Here is a 16,169-nt window from a genome sequence, read left to right on the forward strand (position 1 = left end):
TATTGTCCCCTAAATCCCGCGAATCACTATGAAAAAAACATTACTAATTTTTGTATTTTTAATCACTACTTTTTCTTTTTCACAAGAAAATATTATTCTGTCTCAGCAGAATGCAAACGAAAAAGGGATAACACCAGTCTGGCCTAAATGTGATCGCTCGAGGCAGACCCCAATAAAGTGCTTCGATAATAATTTAAGAAACCATGTAGTTCGTAATTTTAGATATCCTCAATTAGCAGAGAAAGACGGATTAAGCGGTACAATTACTGTTGATTTTATAATCAATAAAAAGGGTAAGGTAGAGGTGATAGAGGTTAATGATGGTCATAGATATTTACAAAGAGAAGCGGTAAGAATTATTAGAACAATTCCTAAAATGACTCCTGCTAAATGGGGGAATAAACCTATAGCAGTGGCATACAAAGTACCGATTACTTTTATAAAACCGAAGCAGAAGTAATTTATATTTAACATTGGATTAACTTTACGTTTTTGTTAAAATAAATTAAAAATCGTTAAATTTGAATGTATTCGTAAATCGAATACATTCTTTTTTTATGATTATTACAGATAATTTGCTTACCCTTTTTTTAGAAACCAGATCACACTCAGAAGAAATCTGTGCTCCATTAGAGATCGAAGATTATGTAATACAACCTATCGTTGATGTTTCTCCGCCCAAATGGCATTTAGGTCATGCTACCTGGTTTTTTGAAGAATTTATTCTTGTTAAATATATAAAAGAGTATGTTCGCTTTCATCCTGATTTTGCCTACGTTTTTAATAGTTATTATGAGAGTATGGGGAAAAGAGTAGTCAGGACGGATAGAGGAAATTTATCCAGACCAACTGTAAGTGAAATATATGATTATAGAGATTATGTTACTACTCATTTACAGTCTTTGTTAGAAGAAAGTGAAAACCAGGAAATGTTTCAATTGGTAGAAATAGGAATTCATCACGAAAAACAACATCAGGAGCTATTACTTACAGATATTAAATATATACTTGGTAATAATCCTTTGTTGCCTAAGTATAATGATACATTTACAGAAAGCCCAGAAGTGGTTAATGTTTCAGAATATATAACAATCAAGGAGGGAATATACGAAATTGGCTATAAAGGAAATGATTTTTGTTATGATAATGAACTAGGGGTTCATAAAGTATTTTTGCCAGAATATGCAATTGCCAATGCTTTGGTTACAAATAAAGAATATATAGAATTTATTAATGACGGCGGTTATAAAAATAGTCTTTTCTGGCATGCTGAAGCCTGGGATTGGATTAATGCTAACCATATAAATAAGCCTTTGTATTGGCATCATATAAAAGATCAATATCATCAATATACACTAAGAGGATTGTTACCTGTTGCAGATAATACCGCAGTAACCCATATATCATATTATGAAGCATATGCATATGCACAATGGAAAGGTGAACGTCTGCCAACAGAATTTGAGTGGGAGGTAGCTCAGCAATTTTTTGATTGGGGATCAAGGTGGGAATGGACAGAAAGTGCCTATCTTCCATATCCTAATTATAGTAAAGCATCTGGAGCACTTGGAGAATATAATGGTAAATTTATGGTAAATCAAAAAGTACTCAGAGGAGGATCCGTAGCAACACCTAATAACCATACCAGATCAACATATCGTAATTTCTTTCACCCGGAGCTCAGATGGCAATTTACAGGGCTACGATTAGTAAAAAATAAATAATCTCTTTCCATGAATTCCAAAGATCAAAATGTACTAGTCTGTACTTTTAGTAAAGAAGTGCACGAAGGTTTAACGGCCTTTCCAAAATATTTGTCGTCTAAGTTTTTCTATGATGAAACCGGGGATAAATTATTTCAACAAATAATGGCATTGCCAGAATACTATCTCACCAATGCCGAATATAATATTTTCAGAACTCATAAAACTGATATTATACATAGTTTTGATTCTAAAAGAGAAGGATTTAATTTAGTAGAATTAGGTGCTGGAGATGGTAAAAAAACTAAGGTCTTACTAAAAGAGCTATTAAAGAAAAATTATGATGTGACCTATCATCCAATAGATATAAGTGAAAATGCAATTGATGGATTGGTTGAGAATTTTGATGATGAATTGCCAGATCTTAGTGTAGAAGGACAAATAGGTGAATATTTTGAAGTTCTGGATAGATTACAGCATATGAGTGATCAGAAAAAGGTACTAATGGTTTTAGGGTCTAATATTGGAAACTTACAACACCCCAGAGCTATCAAGTTTTTGAAAAAACTAAATACAGTTATGCATCCGGATGATTTGTTATTCATGGGATTTGATCAAAAAAAGCACCCTCAGAAAGTTCTGGATGCGTATAACGACAAAATGGGTGTTACAGCAGCTTTTAATAAAAATATACTGACCAGAATAAATAGAGAACTTCAAGCTAATTTTGACTTAGAAGCTTTTATTCATTGGGAAGTTTATGATCCGGAGAGCGGAACTGCAAAAAGCTATTTGGTAAGTACTAAAAAAACGACCGTAGATATTGATAGTTTATCATTACAAGTGCATTTTGAGGCTTGGGAAAGTATACATACAGAAATTTCTCAAAAATATGATGATGATACTGTAAAATGGTTGGCTAAGGATTCTGGATTAGAAATAATACAATCGTTTACAGATACAAATAGCTTTTATAAAAATTACTTATTTAAGAAAATAATATAAATAAAATTACAGATATGAAAGCAATATGGAATAATCAGGTGATTGCAGAGAGTAGCGAAACAAAGGTAATAGAGAATAATCATTACTTCCCTCCTGAATCAATTAAAAATGAGTTTTTTAAGTCTAGTGAGACCCATACTAATTGTCCCTGGAAAGGAATGGCATCCTATTATACACTACAGGTAGATGGGCAAGAAAACAAAGATGCAGCCTGGTATTACCCGGAAACCAGTGATCTTGCTAAGCAAATAAAAGGATACGTAGCTTTTTGGAAAGGAGTAGAGGTTGTAGGATAATTACAACCTCAATCTTCCTTCATTAGTGTCTGGTCAGAAGTAGACGATTTTTATAATTTGAAAGATTTTTGACAAAATTTAGACTTTATTTTTTGAAGTAGATGGCATAGCATCAAACAATTAAAAATAAATCAAAATTTTGCAAAAAGATACTAATTTGATTTTGCTGTAGTTCCGACCAGACACTAATTATATAGTTAAGCATATTACAATTCTAATACACTGTTTTCTGAAGCTGCAAATTCATTCCATAAATATCCGTCAGCTTCTGCTTCGTTGGTCCATTGTCCGTCTACGACATACTTAAACTGAAACTTATTATCTTTAGGTAAATCAAGGGTTCCTTTGAAAGTACCGTTCTTTAATTTTTTTAAAGCAGTAGCCTCGGTATTCCATTCATTAAATTCTCCAGCGACATGTACAGAAGTTGCTTCTTTTGCAGGAACCGTGAAAGTAACTTTACAAATAGGTTTGGATTTTAAGTATTGTTTTGTAATAGCCATAAATTTTGATTTAGTATTGATTTAATAAAGTAAATATCTAGTGAAATTAAAACAAAATATTAAATTATTAAAAACTGAACTCTCATATTTTCAATAATTTAATCAACAATTAACAATAAAATGTTAACAATAACGATATAGTGACAAAATGAAACTTGGTAATCAATTCTATTTTTTTGTCTTATAAAGAGAAAGATCAATAAGTTCTTTTGTTACCTTAGTAAGGTTTTGAAAACCAGAAAGAAAGCATTTTTTTTGGTTTTTAAACAAGCTTATATCACTCTAATTAGTTATTGCGAATATGATTTTAATGGGTGTTAACTGTTGTGTTTGGATTTAGATAGTTTTGTGTTGAGAGTGTAATGATGAGAAAGAAAGAAAATCAAACCAGAAGAATAAAGAAACCCTGGCCGACTAAAGATGCGATGGAGCAGGTTTATAAAATGAAGCTTTGGGGGGATAACCATTCTAACTTTTATTCAGGTGCAGGATCGCACCATCCGGAGATCGTAAATCCCTATATAGAGACTTTAATATCGTTTTTTACATCTTTTAGCACGCCTATGACAGTATGTGATTTAGGTTGTGGAGATTTTAATGTAGGAAAAGAATTGGTAGCTTATACTGAGAAATATGTGGCGATAGATATAGTAAATGATCTTATAAAATATAATAAAGAAAAGTTTAAGGGTGATAATTTAGAATTCCATTGTTTGGATATTGCAGTTGATAATTTGCCTTGTGGCGACTGTGCTTTAGTAAGACAAGTGTTGCAACATTTATCAAATGCAGAAGTACAACGTATAGTAAATAAGTTAGCAGCCTTTAGCTATGTAGTTTTAACAGAACATATACCAGAAGGAAATTTTATCCCCAATAAAGATATAATTTCGGGGCAGGGAATACGGCTAAAAAAACAAAGTGGACTAGATATATTGGCTCCACCATTTAATTTTAAAGTAAAAGAAAAACAACAATTATTGTCAATTAGTTTAAATGATTATGAAGGTGTTATTGTCACTACACTATATCGAGTTTTTTAATTTCGATTTGTATTGATAACTAGTATTACTTTATTCATGAAGTTTACGAAGTTGTAATACTGTGTTATTTTCTATGTTTATATAATTCAATGGCTTTTAGATATCTCAGAGCTCCTTTTTCTGTTTGATCGTATATAAATCCATTTAATTCAGGGTGATTTTTGTCAATCCAGCCTACAAGTTCGTTTTTGTTTTTTCCCCAGATCTTTTCTTTAAAATTCACATAATTTGTTTCTACAGCACTTATTTTATTATTTCGAAAGCGTATAGTCTGGTTTGTTATAAATGGCTCTTCTTGAAGAAAAAAGATTCTTTTGTCCATTTTTAAAATCTTTGCTTTGATAATTTGATCGTGCTGCTCAATTTGAAGAATTTCATATGTCGGTTCAAAAACAGCATCCCATTTCTGCCATTCTATATATTCATTTTTTGAAAATGTCTGCTTGTAGTTATAATCACTTTCTATAGTTACTATACTGTCAGCTATCAAAGGACTTAATCCATAGTGATTAGAATTATTAAGGATATGGTAGTACCTTTTTGCAATTTCGAGTTTGTCAATTTTTCCTTCGGAATTTTTGCAAGACATAAATCCAATTGATATCAACAATATAGTAATTATAGATTTTTTCATAAATGTTTGGTTTAGGGTAATTATTTGGTAAGAGCTTGTTTAAAAACCTTACTTCCTGAAAACAAATATTTTAAGAACCGTGAGCTTACTTCAAATAACTAAAATATCTCGATATTCTCATCATTTGAAGTGTCCTCAGAATCTCAAACTATTGATTTTCAATTTGTATTCTTTTTAAACATACTCTAATGTGTAGCTGTCTTTTTTTTAAAATTTAATTCTGAATTTTCCCCAAATCTAAATAATAAAAAAATAGAAATTTTTCTTTCTTTCTTTTTTTTTAATCTAAACTATATTTTGTTGAAACAGTCAGATTATCGGTTAGTCTTAATATTGATTGTATGGCAAGAGTTAGAAGAATTAAATGTTTTCAAATGATTCTGTAAAAGGTTTAGAGATACATTATTTTTATTCTATTATGGGATGTTTTTAGAATATTGAATATCCAAATATGATAGAGATTGTTTGATAATCAGAATCCCAGGTTATAGGTTGCCTAAAACTTCTCTACTTGTTTGATATCTTAATTTTGCACTATATCTATCCTTAAATTTATAGCCTAATCCAAGGGCTAAATTATTTTTTGATTTAATTTTTAAGTTTCCTCCATACTCAAACTCAATTTCTGAATCATTGTCCAAATCAAAAATGAATAACCCATTAAGGAACGCTTTAGAATTTTTATTAATGAAGAGGTAGTACCTTGTTCCAGTGTGGAATTCTATTGATTTGTAATCAACTCTTACAGTTTGATTTGCAAGTTCAGCTTCTGATTTAAAATTGTTATATGTAGGTTCGAAAATTAATGCCCATTTGTTTCTGTTAAATGGCATTTTTGGACTCGTGGTTGCTATGTAAATATCGTAGGAGCAGTATGCAAATGAAGAAGTAATAAAGAAGTGTTTTTAGAACCAAAGGAAGTCAGCATATACTGGATTGCATAGAAGCATAAGTTTATCATTTTTGTTTTTTTCAAAAAGTTATTCCAAGAAAAAAGCATACACTTTATCGAATTATTTTGACCCGAAGCACGTATGCTCTTTGCGAGTTGAGTTTTTGAAAACTTTTCGGACTGAGTTAACTATATGTCTGATAAAGTTCAAGTTGAGTTTAATGTTTCACTATAAATTGAAAATTTTGTGTTTCCTTATTAGAAAAGTTAACAGAAAGTAGATACATTCCTTCTGCTAATGTTTGTGTGTCTAGACTCACATTAGTACTATCTATAAAATCTTTGGTGATTGATTTAGTCAGTCTACCCTGAATATCGTAGATTCTAATATGCTGTATGTCCTCTAGCGCATTAGGAGCTTCTATGATAAACTGGTTATCTGCCGGATTGGGATATACCTGTATTGCAGTACTATTTTCTTCTGGAGCTCTATCTTTTTCTGTTGCTCTAATAAGTTTCCATTGCGTACAATTTCCAGTGTATCCTGTAGATACTTGAGTTATAGGTACAGAGTCATCACCAATACCAGAACATCCCTGAGAACGTATCCATCCGCCGGTTTGTCTATTTTGAATTCTAAAGTATCCTTTTTCAGTAGTTTCTACTAGTTTCCATTGCTCACACCAGCCAAAAGAACTTGAACCTACTTGTACAATTTCTACAGAATCATTTGTTATAGTACTACAGTTCTTAGGTCTATATCGTCCATTAGTTGCCTTGTTTTGTATAAAATAATATCCATCATCTGTCGGGATAAATTCAAACATTGTACAATTACCAGTGTTATTTATAGTTGTTTGTACAAGAGGAGCAATTTGTGAATTATTACCACTACAGTTTCTGGTTCGGATCCGCTGTCTGGAAGCTTTATTTTCTATTCTCCAGAATTTTCCGGAAATATCTGTACTGGTATCTTTTCCTTGCCACCATAATGCTCCAAAAGGTGCTATTTCATTAAAATTTCGGGGTCGTACCCAAGTAGCATAGATACTTCCTTTAATTCCATTCACACCTTGTGCAGCTGATTTCCAACGATTATAGTTATTCGTAACATCTTCATCATAGAAAGCCCCTAGAATTTGTTTAAACCCAAATCATCAAAGAATTTTAATGATTTTGGTCCTTTATCCGTGATTTTTTGACCTTCCCACCAGGTAGCCAAGGTAACTTTATTAGGGTCTATAGTTTTCCAGGATTGATCTAATGTGTTATTTACTTGATAATAATCTGCAATGGCATTGTGTTCTGGGTCTATCATATCACTCCAGAAATAATAATCAGCACTAGGAGCAACTTCAAATAAATCTTTAAACGATTGTTGCATACTATTAGCTAGGGCAGCTCCCGAAGTGCCGATTCGTGTATCCAAAGGTTCCCATCCTCCAGTTCTTATTTCAGAATAATTGAGTAAGAATCCATCTGGTCTAAAATCAGTATAAGAGCATGTTTAAAAACAATGCAAACTGATTGTCAGTAGTTTGGTGTTCTGACGACACTTCAAATCGACGACATATCGAGATATGTTGTTTATTTGAAGTAAAGTCAAGGTTGTCAAAGTAATGACCAGCAGGCAGAAGGGTTTTTAAACATACTCTAAAGCTTTTGATGAACCTGACGCATTCTTCTATATATTTCGGGATGGTTCCATGATGCTGATACCTGATCATTGGCCGTAGGGAGCGCATGGTATCCATTAATCTCTATTATATCTCCTTCTTTTATATTACCAGTATTAGTAATCCTTATACTCGGTGGCTGATGATGTGTGTCAAATGCTCCTGTATGCCCTGATATTCCTAGTTTATCATCTTTTGGGGTTCTTACATCTGTTCCAAAAGTGAGTTTTCTTCTGTTAGTGTTTTTGATGGATTTTGGTAAATCATCTCTATTTAACCAATTAAGAGAAGGAGTATCTATGACAGAAATATCATCCCACCAAATAGTTCCGTTTTTACCACCAAAAACAGTCAATCCAAGATTTACTTTTGTTGCATTCAGGCTATTAAATGCGATACGTACTTCTTCCCAGCCAGTTGTTGTGAGCTTATTAGGACTGTTAAAATATGATCGACCTCCGTTTTGTTTTGGCAATGACATCCTTAAATTAGTAAGATTTCGTTCTTTATTATTCTAATCTCTTAAGAGTGCAAGTACATTAGAGGCTGTTAGATCTTTTGTTTTAATCCAAAACCGCAATGTATAGTGGTGAAATGGTTTTACATCAAAAGTTGTAAAAATTCTTGAGTCTTCATTATTCTTGGCTAGAAGCTCTACCGCTATGTTTTATAGCTGTGTCTATAAAAGTATTACTCCCTGCGGTGTCTTGAAACCCCCAGTTATCAGGAGTGTTCTCATTAAAATTTTCAAAACCACCATTAACAATTGTAGCAGAATTTATGGGGATTAGTTCATTTCCGGTAGCTCTCAGTAATTGTTTGCGTATAGGATATCCAGTTGTCAGATTTGGATCTGTAGCGATTAGTGATCCGGCAAACCCTATAGTTATTGTAATAAAATTGAGTTTCATACCTCTAGATTTCACACCATCAGCAAATTTTCTCATTTCTCTATCCTAGGTATTGCTTGCAGTCCATAGCTATTGAGTTTAGTATCAGAATATAATACTGTATTTGCTCCGCTTTTTTTTGCCTGATCTACAACTTTTAATAATTCTTCTACAGTGTCTACTACAAAACTTCCAGAAATATGAAGTGTTTTGTCTTCAATACCAATTGATTTTGCATTGCCAAAAGAAGAATTAACAACTGTTTTTTGGGAAGTATCTCTATTAGCAATTGTTTGGGAATAGGTGTTGAAAAAGACGAATAACACAACTGAAAGTTGAATAGGGAGTACTACATTTTTAATTGCTTGTTTCATAATAGTTGAGGTAATAACGTTTGTAAGTTGAGTTTGTGGGTTGAGTTTGTGGGTTGAGTTTGTTGAGTCTTATAATTTGAATTATTTGAATAAAGGAGTGGTCTTCTGTTTACTGTGGTTACGTTAATGTATCAGTGATATATGAGTCCTTATAAGTAAATATTTATTGATGACGATCGCAGCTTTATTTATTTGAGACTGAGAAGAACTTTTTAAAGAATTGCTGCTAGAAAAATAGTGTTTGTACGGTATATAAGTAAGATGAACAGCCGGAAAATTGTAGAAAGTAATATATAGATTTTTCATAAAAATAATGTTTAATCCTAAAAACCTATTTTCAATGACTACGTTATTATTTTTCTAAATATATGTAGATACTTAGTAAACGTAATCCTTTCTATAGTCACCTTTACAAATACATATAAAAGTGGTTTTTTTAGGATTTTGTTATATTAATTAAAAATCTAGGGGAAATTAATTTTTAAAACACAGCTTAATTGTTAAAATTGTAATGTTTTTTCAAAAGTAATGTAAATTTTCAGTTCATATGATAATGGTTTTGTAATTACTATATTTATGAGGTTCAATAGACTATATGAGTTTGTAGATGATATTTATATTCATAAGGATAAGCAGTTATAGATTTGTAGTTTCGTTTTTTAGAATAGAAAGTAAGCGATCAATATCATCTTTTGTATTATAAAAGTGTATACTTATACGGATACCTTGCCCTCTAAGAGAGGTAATGATATTGTTGTCTTGTAGTGTGTTAAAAAGATGATTGTCTCCTTTGATATTAAAAATAGAGCTATGATTTTTTCTTTGTACTACAGCTTTTTCTAAAAGATCTAATTTTATGAATTCTTCCTTGGCATAGTTTGCTAACTTCTGGATTTTTTTTTCGATAACAGGAAGTCCGATTTTAGATAAAAATTCTAAAGAGTATTGTAAACTTCCAAAATTCAACGTGTCCATATGTCCGCATTCAAACCTAGCTCGTAAGCTTGTATATGAAGCGTCATAGTCTGTTTCTTTCGTACTTTTTTTATAAAGCTCGGGAGAGATTTTTTCTGCTATTCCAGGCTGAAATAATAGAAAACCATTACCGTATCCTCCTAGCAACCATTTGTATCCACTACACCCCAAAATATCAATACCAGAATTGTTAAAATTAAAAACTGTAGTACCACAGAATTGTGTGCCATCCCCAATGATAAGCATATTGGGGTATTTTGTTTTTATTCTTTTGATAAAATCTAGATCTATAGTAATACCATTTATATATTGAACCAAACTGAAGGCAAAAATATCTGGTTTCTGTTCTTCTATTATAGTTTCTATATTTTGCTCCATAGTTACATTTACTTTTGCATAGCAAGTGTTAAAACCTTTGCTGATAAATGAAAAATTAACAGATGGATAATCCTGATCAAGTAGCAATACCTTTTTGGTAGTGTCCAGACCATGTAGGATTGTATTTAGCCCTAAAGAAAAGTTTTGAGTAAGAATTACATCCTTAGAAGAACATTCAAAAAAATTACCAACGGATTGCCTCACAGTGTTAAGAAACGAACTTTGTTTATTTCTAAAGGTGCTTCCTCCTATTAAAAAATCTAAATCATGCACTTGTCTATATTCTAGTAGAGAATCATATAGCAATCCTGAAGAGGCAGTATTTAAATAGGTGTTTTGGGATAAGACCGGGAACTCTTTTCTTAATTTATTCATAGGTTGTCGTTGGCTTTTAGGTAAAACCTTTATCTTTACTTTTAGGGATTACTAAGTTAGTATTAAAATGTTTTCAAAAAGAAAAGAAACTACACAAATTGATGCGCAGCAGCGCGAATTGTTTGAGCATGCGCGCAAACGCATTATTCAGAAAAAAAGACTTTTTCAGCATTTTATCCTTTTTGTAGTAGGATCAGTTTTTATGATTATTCTTAATCTGGTTCTTGGATTTGGAAAAGATAGTTTGTTTTTGGGATTGGATTGGTTTGTAATAGCTATTCTTATATGGGCATTTCTTTTTGTACTACATTTTTGTAACGTTTGGTTGTTCAGTAAGTTTATGGGAAAAGAATGGACAGATCGCCAGATGGAAAGATTGATTGCAAAACAACAAAAGGAGATCGCTAATATTCAAAAAGAAGTAGAATTAATGAACCCTAAAGAAGGTTTAGTAAACAAAAAGAACAAAATAGTATCACCTCAATCCGAGAATCAGAATCAGGAAACTCAATAAAACTATCTTCTTTTATGATAACAATGATTGCAGCAGCAGCAGAAAATAATGCCTTAGGTAAGGATAATGATTTAGTATGGCATTTGCCTGATGATTTTAGACGTTTTAAAGAACTAACCATTGGGCATCATATTATAATGGGGAGAAAAACATTTGAGTCTTTTCCTAAGCTATTATCTAATAGAGTTCATGTGGTTATTACCAGAAATGAGTACTATAAGCCAGAAGGAGTGGTTGTAGTACATTCTATGGATGAAGCTCTAAAAATAGCAAAAGATGATCCACAACCTTTTATCATTGGAGGAGGAGAGATTTATAAAATCGGGATGGACTATACTGATTGTATCGAACTAACAAGAGTTCACGGAAGTTTTGAGGCAGATGCTTTTTTTCCAGAGATCGACCCAGAAATCTGGACAATTGAAAAGGAAGAATTACATACTGCTGATGAACGACATAAATATGCATTCACATATTTTACATATAAAAAGAAATAAATATATGTTATTCTTATCAAACATACTCTTAGGCAAAAAAGAAAAGTTCAGTATAGCCAGGCACATTTTAGGTAGTAGAGATTAAGATTTGGATAAGATAAAAGGCAACTGAAATTCAAAAAACCTTTTTTTAATCAGTAAGATTTTTATTGGATTTATTTTTTTAGTTGAATTATTTTTGTTTTTTTGATATTAGTTTAAACGTGTTAAATGTCAGAATTTGAGTATGATAAGTCATTCTTTTTAATGATTATATAAGATTTGGTTTAAACTTTTTGACGAATTACATACTCCTGTTGATTGTTTTTTTTTACCAATAGAATGTTTAGCTCAAGATAATTTATACGATTTGTGATTAAAAAATTCGTATAAATTCATTGAATTATTTTTTCTTTATGCAAGGCAAAAAAATCAAGCATAGCTATAGCTACGGTTTATTTTTTAAACGAAGTAGAAAGGAAAAAGAAACGATGAATATGCGAAATTTTTAGTTATAAATCGTATTAGATCCCAAAAGAGAAATAAAAGATAGCCTGTTTTCAGTGTATAACAGGCAAGAAGGTATAGAAAAGGCAAAAGCTTCATACGATCTAAGCATATTTTACAAAGATATAGATATGGATTCCTCATTGGTATATGCACAAGAGGCAAAAGAGCTATCTTTATCTTTAAAAGACTATTCTCTGTATTCTAAAAGTTTAAAAAGATTAGGGGTGATTTATATGTTTACAGAAAAACCTTTAAAATCCCAAAATTATCTGGAGAGAGCTTTACGGAATGCAAAAGATCAAAAAGATACACGCATAATAGCTGATATACAATCAGATCTCGGTTTGCTTTATCAGCGGCAGGGTTCTTATCAAAAATCTCTCGTCCATCTTACAAAAGCATATTATTATTATTATTATTATTATCTTGATAAAAAACCCAGTCCAGAAAAACATAAAGCACTAAATAGGTTGGGGATACTGTATCTCACAACTAAAAAAAATGATAAATCCAGAAAAATATATAACGAAGCGATAGAAGTGGCAGCAGCTTTAGGACCTAAACAAGAAATAGCAAGTTTGATCAATTTAGCTGTTTTAGAAACCCAGACAGGGAATTATCAGGCATCTAACCTATTGTATGAAGAAATATTAAAGAAAGAATTATCAAAAAATATTACATATCAGAATAAAATAAAAGCTTCTTATAACAACTTGGCTTTTAATTATTACAAAATGAAAAAATATCAGTTAAGTTTGGAGTACGCCAATAAATGTTTAGAAATTCCTACAGCAAAGTTGTTTGATAGCCAGTTTTCTGACACATATAGAATAGTCGGAAATGTTCATAGTGCTCTGGGGAACACTAAAAAAGCAGAAAAAAACCTTATCAAAGCAGTGTCGATAGCAGAAAAAAATAAGTTTAGAGAATCCATGATAAAAGCATATCAGGATTTGTATAGGTTATATAAAAAAACAGCTAATTATAAAATGGCTCTGGATTATTTTGAAAAATACACAGTAGTAAAAGAAGGGGTAAATGATGAAAATTTTTCTGAAGAAGTAGTTAAAATAGAGTCATCAAAAGTAATTGAAGAAAAAGATGTAGCATATGCATCATTATCTAAAGAAAAGGCAGAAGATAAAAAACAGTTCAAATCTAATATCGAAAGAATTATATGGATCTCCAGTATCATTTTTATAATCATACTAGGTGTGATTTCCTTTTTTATTTTTCAGAATAAAACAAATTTGGCAGAAAATGAGAAGGAATTATCAACGATTAAGTTATTTGCATTGAGATCCCAGATGAACCCGCATTTTATATTCAATACGATTAATGGAGTGCAAAATTTTATATTAAAAGCTGATAAATTTGAAGCTTATAATTATTTGAGTAAATTTTCGAAATCTATTCGATTAATTCTCGATAATTCAAACACCTCCTTTATCCGGTTATAAAAAGAATTGGATTTGATAAATGTATATGTTGAGTTAGAAAAAATTCGATTTCGAAATAAATTAGAATTCTCATTACAGGTATCAGAAGATATTCTGGAAAAAAACCCGTATATACCGGCTATGATTTTGCAACCATTGATTGAGAATTCTATTACTCATGGAATTAGCAATAAGCCAGAAGGAGGTAAAGTACAATTAGAGATTTTTGTTAAGAATGGCAGTTTACAAGTTATTATAGGAGATGATGGGATAGGAAGAAAAGCAGCACAACAAATAAAAAAGAAACGTCCTCAAAATTTTGAGGGGATCAGTGCTATAAATACAAAACAACGAATAGAAATTCTCAGAAAATCCGGATATAAAGAAGCATTTTATAAGATGGAAGATTTATTCGATAGCTCAGGAAATGCAATTGGAACAAAAGGAATAGTTTCCTTACCTCTAAAAAATCAGTATGATCAAAAAAATTAATGCAATGATAGTGGATGATGAACTCAATGGAGTCGAAAATTTAAAATCACTTATTGAAGCATTTTATCCTCAGATAGAAATTATGGCTACAGCAGAAAGTTTTGAGCAAGCAGAACAGCAACTGCGTTTACATAAAATCGATATTGCTTTTTTAGATATCCAGATAGGAACACGCAGTATTTTTGAGTTTTTAGAAAAAATAAGAAAAATTGATTTTGAGATTATTTTTATTTCTGCCCATGACCATGCGTTAGAGGCTTTTAAATTTATGGCGATTGATTACCTCCTGAAACCTATAGATATTGATTATTTTAAACAAGCAATAAATCGATTACTCTCTAATTTGGAATACAAATATTTTGCTAATAATGCCAAGGAATTAATAGGTCAATTAAAATTAGAAAAAGACAAGTTTAATAAGATATCTATTCCTACCCTTGATGGATACGGGATGTTATCAATCGATTCTATTCTGTATTGCCTTGCAGATGGAAGTTACACAAACCTTTCTATTAAAGGGAACCGTACAATTTTAGCATCGAAAAACTTAAAGTATTATGAAGCTCTCTTAGAAGATTTTGGTTTTTTGAGGATTCATAACTCGAGTCTTATTAGTAGAGAACATATAGCTCGTATTAGCAAATCAGATGGAGGTTATGTAGTGATGGATGATGGTAAAAAACTTTCTATATCCAAAGCTAGAAAGGCTGGTATTTTTGAAGTTTTTAAAATCAAATAGCGAATTTTTGATGTGATAATATTCCAGTCAGTCTATAATATTATAATCATTACTTTTGTCAAAATTTTAAAAGAATAGTAATATGAATGCATATGTATTTCCGGGGCAAGGAGCTCAATTCTCAGGAATGGGTTTAGATCTTTATGAAAAATCTGATGAAGCTAAAAAACTTTTTCATAAAGCTAACGATATATTAGGTTTTGAGATAACTAAAATTATGTTCGAAGGTTCTGCAGATGAATTAAAAGAAACAAAGGTGACACAACCTGCTATTTTTTTACATTCAGCTATTCTTAGTAAAATACTAGACACTAATTTTAAACCGGATATGGTTGCGGGACATTCATTAGGTGAATTTTCGGCATTAGTATCTAATGGGACATTAGGTTTTGAAGATGCTTTGTTGTTAGTGTCCAAACGCGCGTTGGCTATGCAAAAAGCTTGTGAGATTCAGCCTTCTACGATGGCAGCAGTTCTAGGATTAGAAGATGAAGTGGTAGAACAGACGTGTGCAGAAATTGATGGAGTAGTGGTTGCTGCTAATTATAATTGTCCTGGCCAACTGGTTATCTCAGGGGAGATAGAAGCTATTGAAAAAGCTTGTGAATTGATGAAAGAGAAAGGTGCCCGCAGAGCTTTGGTATTACCGGTTGGCGGAGCATTTCATTCTCCTTTGATGGAGCCGGCAAGAGAAGAATTGGCGGCAGCGATTCAAGCTACCACCTTTGCAACTCCAAGCTGTCCGATTTATCAGAATGTAACGACTACAGCAGTAATGAATCCAGAAGAAATTAAAAAGAACCTGATTGCACAATTAACCGCACCTGTAAAATGGACACAGAGTGTAAAAAATATGATAATCGATGGAGCTACTTCGTTTACAGAAGTAGGACCTGGTAAAGTATTATCCGGACTAGTGAAGAAAGTGGATAGATCTCTGCAAACGATTTCTGCAACGATTTAGTTAGTAGGGTTTCAGAACAAACACTAGTTATGAGAATATGGATTTTTTACTATAATAAAATCCTGATATCAACTTAACTATAAAATGTAGCTTGTTGTCTCGTTTTTCTAAAGTCTAAGTACTTTGCTTATAAATTCCGTAACTATGTTATACAATTATACAATCGGAAGTGTAATTATAACCCTGTCTCAGGGTTAAGCCCCAGGAGGGCTCTGGGAGCTAGCTCCCAGAGCCCTCCTGGGGCTTGGTCGCTAAATCAAGTGCCACTCGATCTTCAAATCTAATATATAA

At 31.7% G+C, this 16,169-nt stretch carries 20 protein-coding genes; 11 read left to right on the forward strand and 9 right to left on the reverse strand.

The features are described 5' to 3' along the window. Window positions 1–28 precede the first annotated feature (28 nt). The 4 genes from F0000_RS14100 (at window position 29) to F0000_RS14115 (ending at window position 3,004) form a co-directional block, all read left to right on the forward strand. Entirely contained in the window at window positions 29–460 is a 432-nt protein-coding gene (locus tag F0000_RS14100; protein ID WP_149625365.1) for an energy transducer TonB, read from the forward strand. A 97-nt stretch (window positions 461–557) separates the two neighbouring features. Next, window positions 558–1,724, forward strand: a complete 1,167-nt coding sequence (egtB, locus tag F0000_RS14105; RefSeq protein ID WP_149625386.1) for an ergothioneine biosynthesis protein EgtB — start codon at window positions 558–560, stop codon at window positions 1,722–1,724. Window positions 1,725–1,733: 9 nt separating this feature from the next. Continuing rightward, the gene (locus F0000_RS14110) at window positions 1,734–2,708 is read left to right on the forward strand and encodes an L-histidine N(alpha)-methyltransferase (RefSeq protein WP_149625366.1); all 975 of its coding nucleotides are present in this window, start codon (window positions 1,734–1,736) and stop codon (window positions 2,706–2,708) included. Window positions 2,709–2,722: 14 nt separating this feature from the next. Beyond that, window positions 2,723–3,004 (forward strand): DUF427 domain-containing protein, encoded by a 282-nt coding sequence (locus tag F0000_RS14115; RefSeq protein WP_149625367.1) that lies wholly within the window; start codon window positions 2,723–2,725, stop codon window positions 3,002–3,004. A gap of 206 nt (window positions 3,005–3,210) precedes the next feature. Here the strand turns inward: F0000_RS14115 and F0000_RS14120 are convergent, their stop codons facing one another. Further along, window positions 3,211–3,507: an isoamylase early set domain-containing protein gene (locus F0000_RS14120; protein ID WP_149625368.1), complete on the reverse strand. Its 297-nt coding sequence runs from the start codon at window positions 3,505–3,507 to the stop codon at window positions 3,211–3,213. 365 nt (window positions 3,508–3,872) lie between these two features. Here F0000_RS14120 and F0000_RS14125 point away from each other — a divergent pair, with 365 nt between their 5' ends. Next, complete coding sequence (locus F0000_RS14125; protein WP_149625369.1) at window positions 3,873–4,550, forward strand: class I SAM-dependent methyltransferase; 678 nt, start codon at window positions 3,873–3,875, stop codon at window positions 4,548–4,550. 64 nt (window positions 4,551–4,614) lie between these two features. Here the strand turns inward: F0000_RS14125 and F0000_RS14130 are convergent, their stop codons facing one another. From F0000_RS14130 to F0000_RS14165, 8 genes are all read right to left on the reverse strand, one after another. Then, window positions 4,615–5,184 (reverse strand): hypothetical protein, encoded by a 570-nt coding sequence (locus F0000_RS14130; protein ID WP_149625370.1) that lies wholly within the window; start codon window positions 5,182–5,184, stop codon window positions 4,615–4,617. Window positions 5,185–5,669: 485 nt separating this feature from the next. Next, window positions 5,670–6,017 carry a hypothetical protein gene (locus tag F0000_RS14135; protein WP_149625371.1) on the reverse strand — a complete coding sequence of 116 codons (348 nt, stop codon included), beginning with the start codon at window positions 6,015–6,017 and terminating at the stop codon, window positions 5,670–5,672. Between the two features lie 277 nt (window positions 6,018–6,294). Beyond that, complete coding sequence (locus F0000_RS14140) at window positions 6,295–7,146, reverse strand: T9SS type A sorting domain-containing protein (RefSeq protein ID WP_149625372.1); 852 nt, start codon at window positions 7,144–7,146, stop codon at window positions 6,295–6,297. Window positions 7,147–7,208: 62 nt separating this feature from the next. Further along, window positions 7,209–7,505: a hypothetical protein gene (locus F0000_RS14145; protein ID WP_149625373.1), complete on the reverse strand. Its 297-nt coding sequence runs from the start codon at window positions 7,503–7,505 to the stop codon at window positions 7,209–7,211. Window positions 7,506–7,729: 224 nt separating this feature from the next. Next, window positions 7,730–8,227 (reverse strand): hypothetical protein, encoded by a 498-nt coding sequence (locus F0000_RS14150; protein WP_149625374.1) that lies wholly within the window; start codon window positions 8,225–8,227, stop codon window positions 7,730–7,732. 160 nt (window positions 8,228–8,387) lie between these two features. After that, window positions 8,388–8,699, reverse strand: a complete 312-nt coding sequence (locus F0000_RS14155) for a hypothetical protein (RefSeq protein ID WP_149625375.1) — start codon at window positions 8,697–8,699, stop codon at window positions 8,388–8,390. Then, window positions 8,696–9,016: a hypothetical protein gene (locus F0000_RS14160; protein WP_149625376.1), complete on the reverse strand. Its 321-nt coding sequence runs from the start codon at window positions 9,014–9,016 to the stop codon at window positions 8,696–8,698. Before F0000_RS14160 ends, F0000_RS14155 begins: the two co-directional genes overlap by 4 nt. 636 nt (window positions 9,017–9,652) lie before the next feature. After that, window positions 9,653–10,744: an aminotransferase class V-fold PLP-dependent enzyme gene (locus tag F0000_RS14165; RefSeq protein ID WP_149625377.1), complete on the reverse strand. Its 1,092-nt coding sequence runs from the start codon at window positions 10,742–10,744 to the stop codon at window positions 9,653–9,655. Between the two features lie 67 nt (window positions 10,745–10,811). Between F0000_RS14165 and F0000_RS14170 the strand changes: the two genes are divergently transcribed. From F0000_RS14170 to fabD, 6 genes are all read left to right on the forward strand, one after another. Further along, window positions 10,812–11,258: a 2TM domain-containing protein gene (locus tag F0000_RS14170; protein ID WP_149625378.1), complete on the forward strand. Its 447-nt coding sequence runs from the start codon at window positions 10,812–10,814 to the stop codon at window positions 11,256–11,258. Window positions 11,259–11,272: 14 nt separating this feature from the next. Beyond that, complete coding sequence (locus F0000_RS14175) at window positions 11,273–11,755, forward strand: dihydrofolate reductase (RefSeq protein ID WP_149625379.1); 483 nt, start codon at window positions 11,273–11,275, stop codon at window positions 11,753–11,755. A 542-nt stretch (window positions 11,756–12,297) separates the two neighbouring features. Next, window positions 12,298–13,704, forward strand: coding sequence for a tetratricopeptide repeat protein (locus F0000_RS14180; RefSeq protein ID WP_149625380.1), 1,407 nt, complete (start codon window positions 12,298–12,300; stop codon window positions 13,702–13,704). Between the two features lie 12 nt (window positions 13,705–13,716). Further along, entirely contained in the window at window positions 13,717–14,175 is a 459-nt protein-coding gene (locus F0000_RS14185; protein ID WP_149625381.1) for a hypothetical protein, read from the forward strand. Next, window positions 14,159–14,914: a LytTR family DNA-binding domain-containing protein gene (locus F0000_RS14190; RefSeq protein WP_149625382.1), complete on the forward strand. Its 756-nt coding sequence runs from the start codon at window positions 14,159–14,161 to the stop codon at window positions 14,912–14,914. The genes F0000_RS14185 and F0000_RS14190 overlap by 17 nt, the downstream gene beginning before the upstream one ends. Window positions 14,915–14,996: 82 nt before the next feature. Beyond that, a complete protein-coding gene (fabD, locus tag F0000_RS14195; protein ID WP_149625383.1) occupies window positions 14,997–15,878 on the forward strand; it encodes an ACP S-malonyltransferase in 882 nt (293 codons plus the stop codon). Window positions 15,879–16,169 lie beyond the last annotated feature (291 nt).

This window comes from Aquimarina sp. RZ0 (genome assembly GCF_008370685.1).
Classification (GTDB): Bacteria; Bacteroidota; Bacteroidia; order Flavobacteriales; family Flavobacteriaceae; genus Aquimarina.

Coding starts and splice junctions, on each gene's coding strand:
- F0000_RS14135 (WP_149625371.1), bottom strand. CDS start 6,017: ATGCCATTTAACAGAAACAAATGGGCATTAATTTTCGAACCTACATAT.
- F0000_RS14130 (WP_149625370.1), bottom strand. CDS start 5,184: ATGAAAAAATCTATAATTACTATATTGTTGATATCAATTGGATTTATG.
- F0000_RS14165 (WP_149625377.1), bottom strand. CDS start 10,744: ATGAATAAATTAAGAAAAGAGTTCCCGGTCTTATCCCAAAACACCTAT.
- fabD (WP_149625383.1), top strand. CDS start 14,997: ATGAATGCATATGTATTTCCGGGGCAAGGAGCTCAATTCTCAGGAATG.
- egtB (WP_149625386.1), top strand. CDS start 558: ATGATTATTACAGATAATTTGCTTACCCTTTTTTTAGAAACCAGATCA.
- F0000_RS14155 (WP_149625375.1), bottom strand. CDS start 8,699: ATGAGAAAATTTGCTGATGGTGTGAAATCTAGAGGTATGAAACTCAAT.
- F0000_RS14120 (WP_149625368.1), bottom strand. CDS start 3,507: ATGGCTATTACAAAACAATACTTAAAATCCAAACCTATTTGTAAAGTT.
- F0000_RS14170 (WP_149625378.1), top strand. CDS start 10,812: ATGTTTTCAAAAAGAAAAGAAACTACACAAATTGATGCGCAGCAGCGC.
- F0000_RS14160 (WP_149625376.1), bottom strand. CDS start 9,016: ATGAAACAAGCAATTAAAAATGTAGTACTCCCTATTCAACTTTCAGTT.
- F0000_RS14110 (WP_149625366.1), top strand. CDS start 1,734: ATGAATTCCAAAGATCAAAATGTACTAGTCTGTACTTTTAGTAAAGAA.
- F0000_RS14100 (WP_149625365.1), top strand. CDS start 29: ATGAAAAAAACATTACTAATTTTTGTATTTTTAATCACTACTTTTTCT.
- F0000_RS14190 (WP_149625382.1), top strand. CDS start 14,159: ATGATCAAAAAAATTAATGCAATGATAGTGGATGATGAACTCAATGGA.
- F0000_RS14175 (WP_149625379.1), top strand. CDS start 11,273: ATGATAACAATGATTGCAGCAGCAGCAGAAAATAATGCCTTAGGTAAG.
- F0000_RS14125 (WP_149625369.1), top strand. CDS start 3,873: ATGAGAAAGAAAGAAAATCAAACCAGAAGAATAAAGAAACCCTGGCCG.
- F0000_RS14115 (WP_149625367.1), top strand. CDS start 2,723: ATGAAAGCAATATGGAATAATCAGGTGATTGCAGAGAGTAGCGAAACA.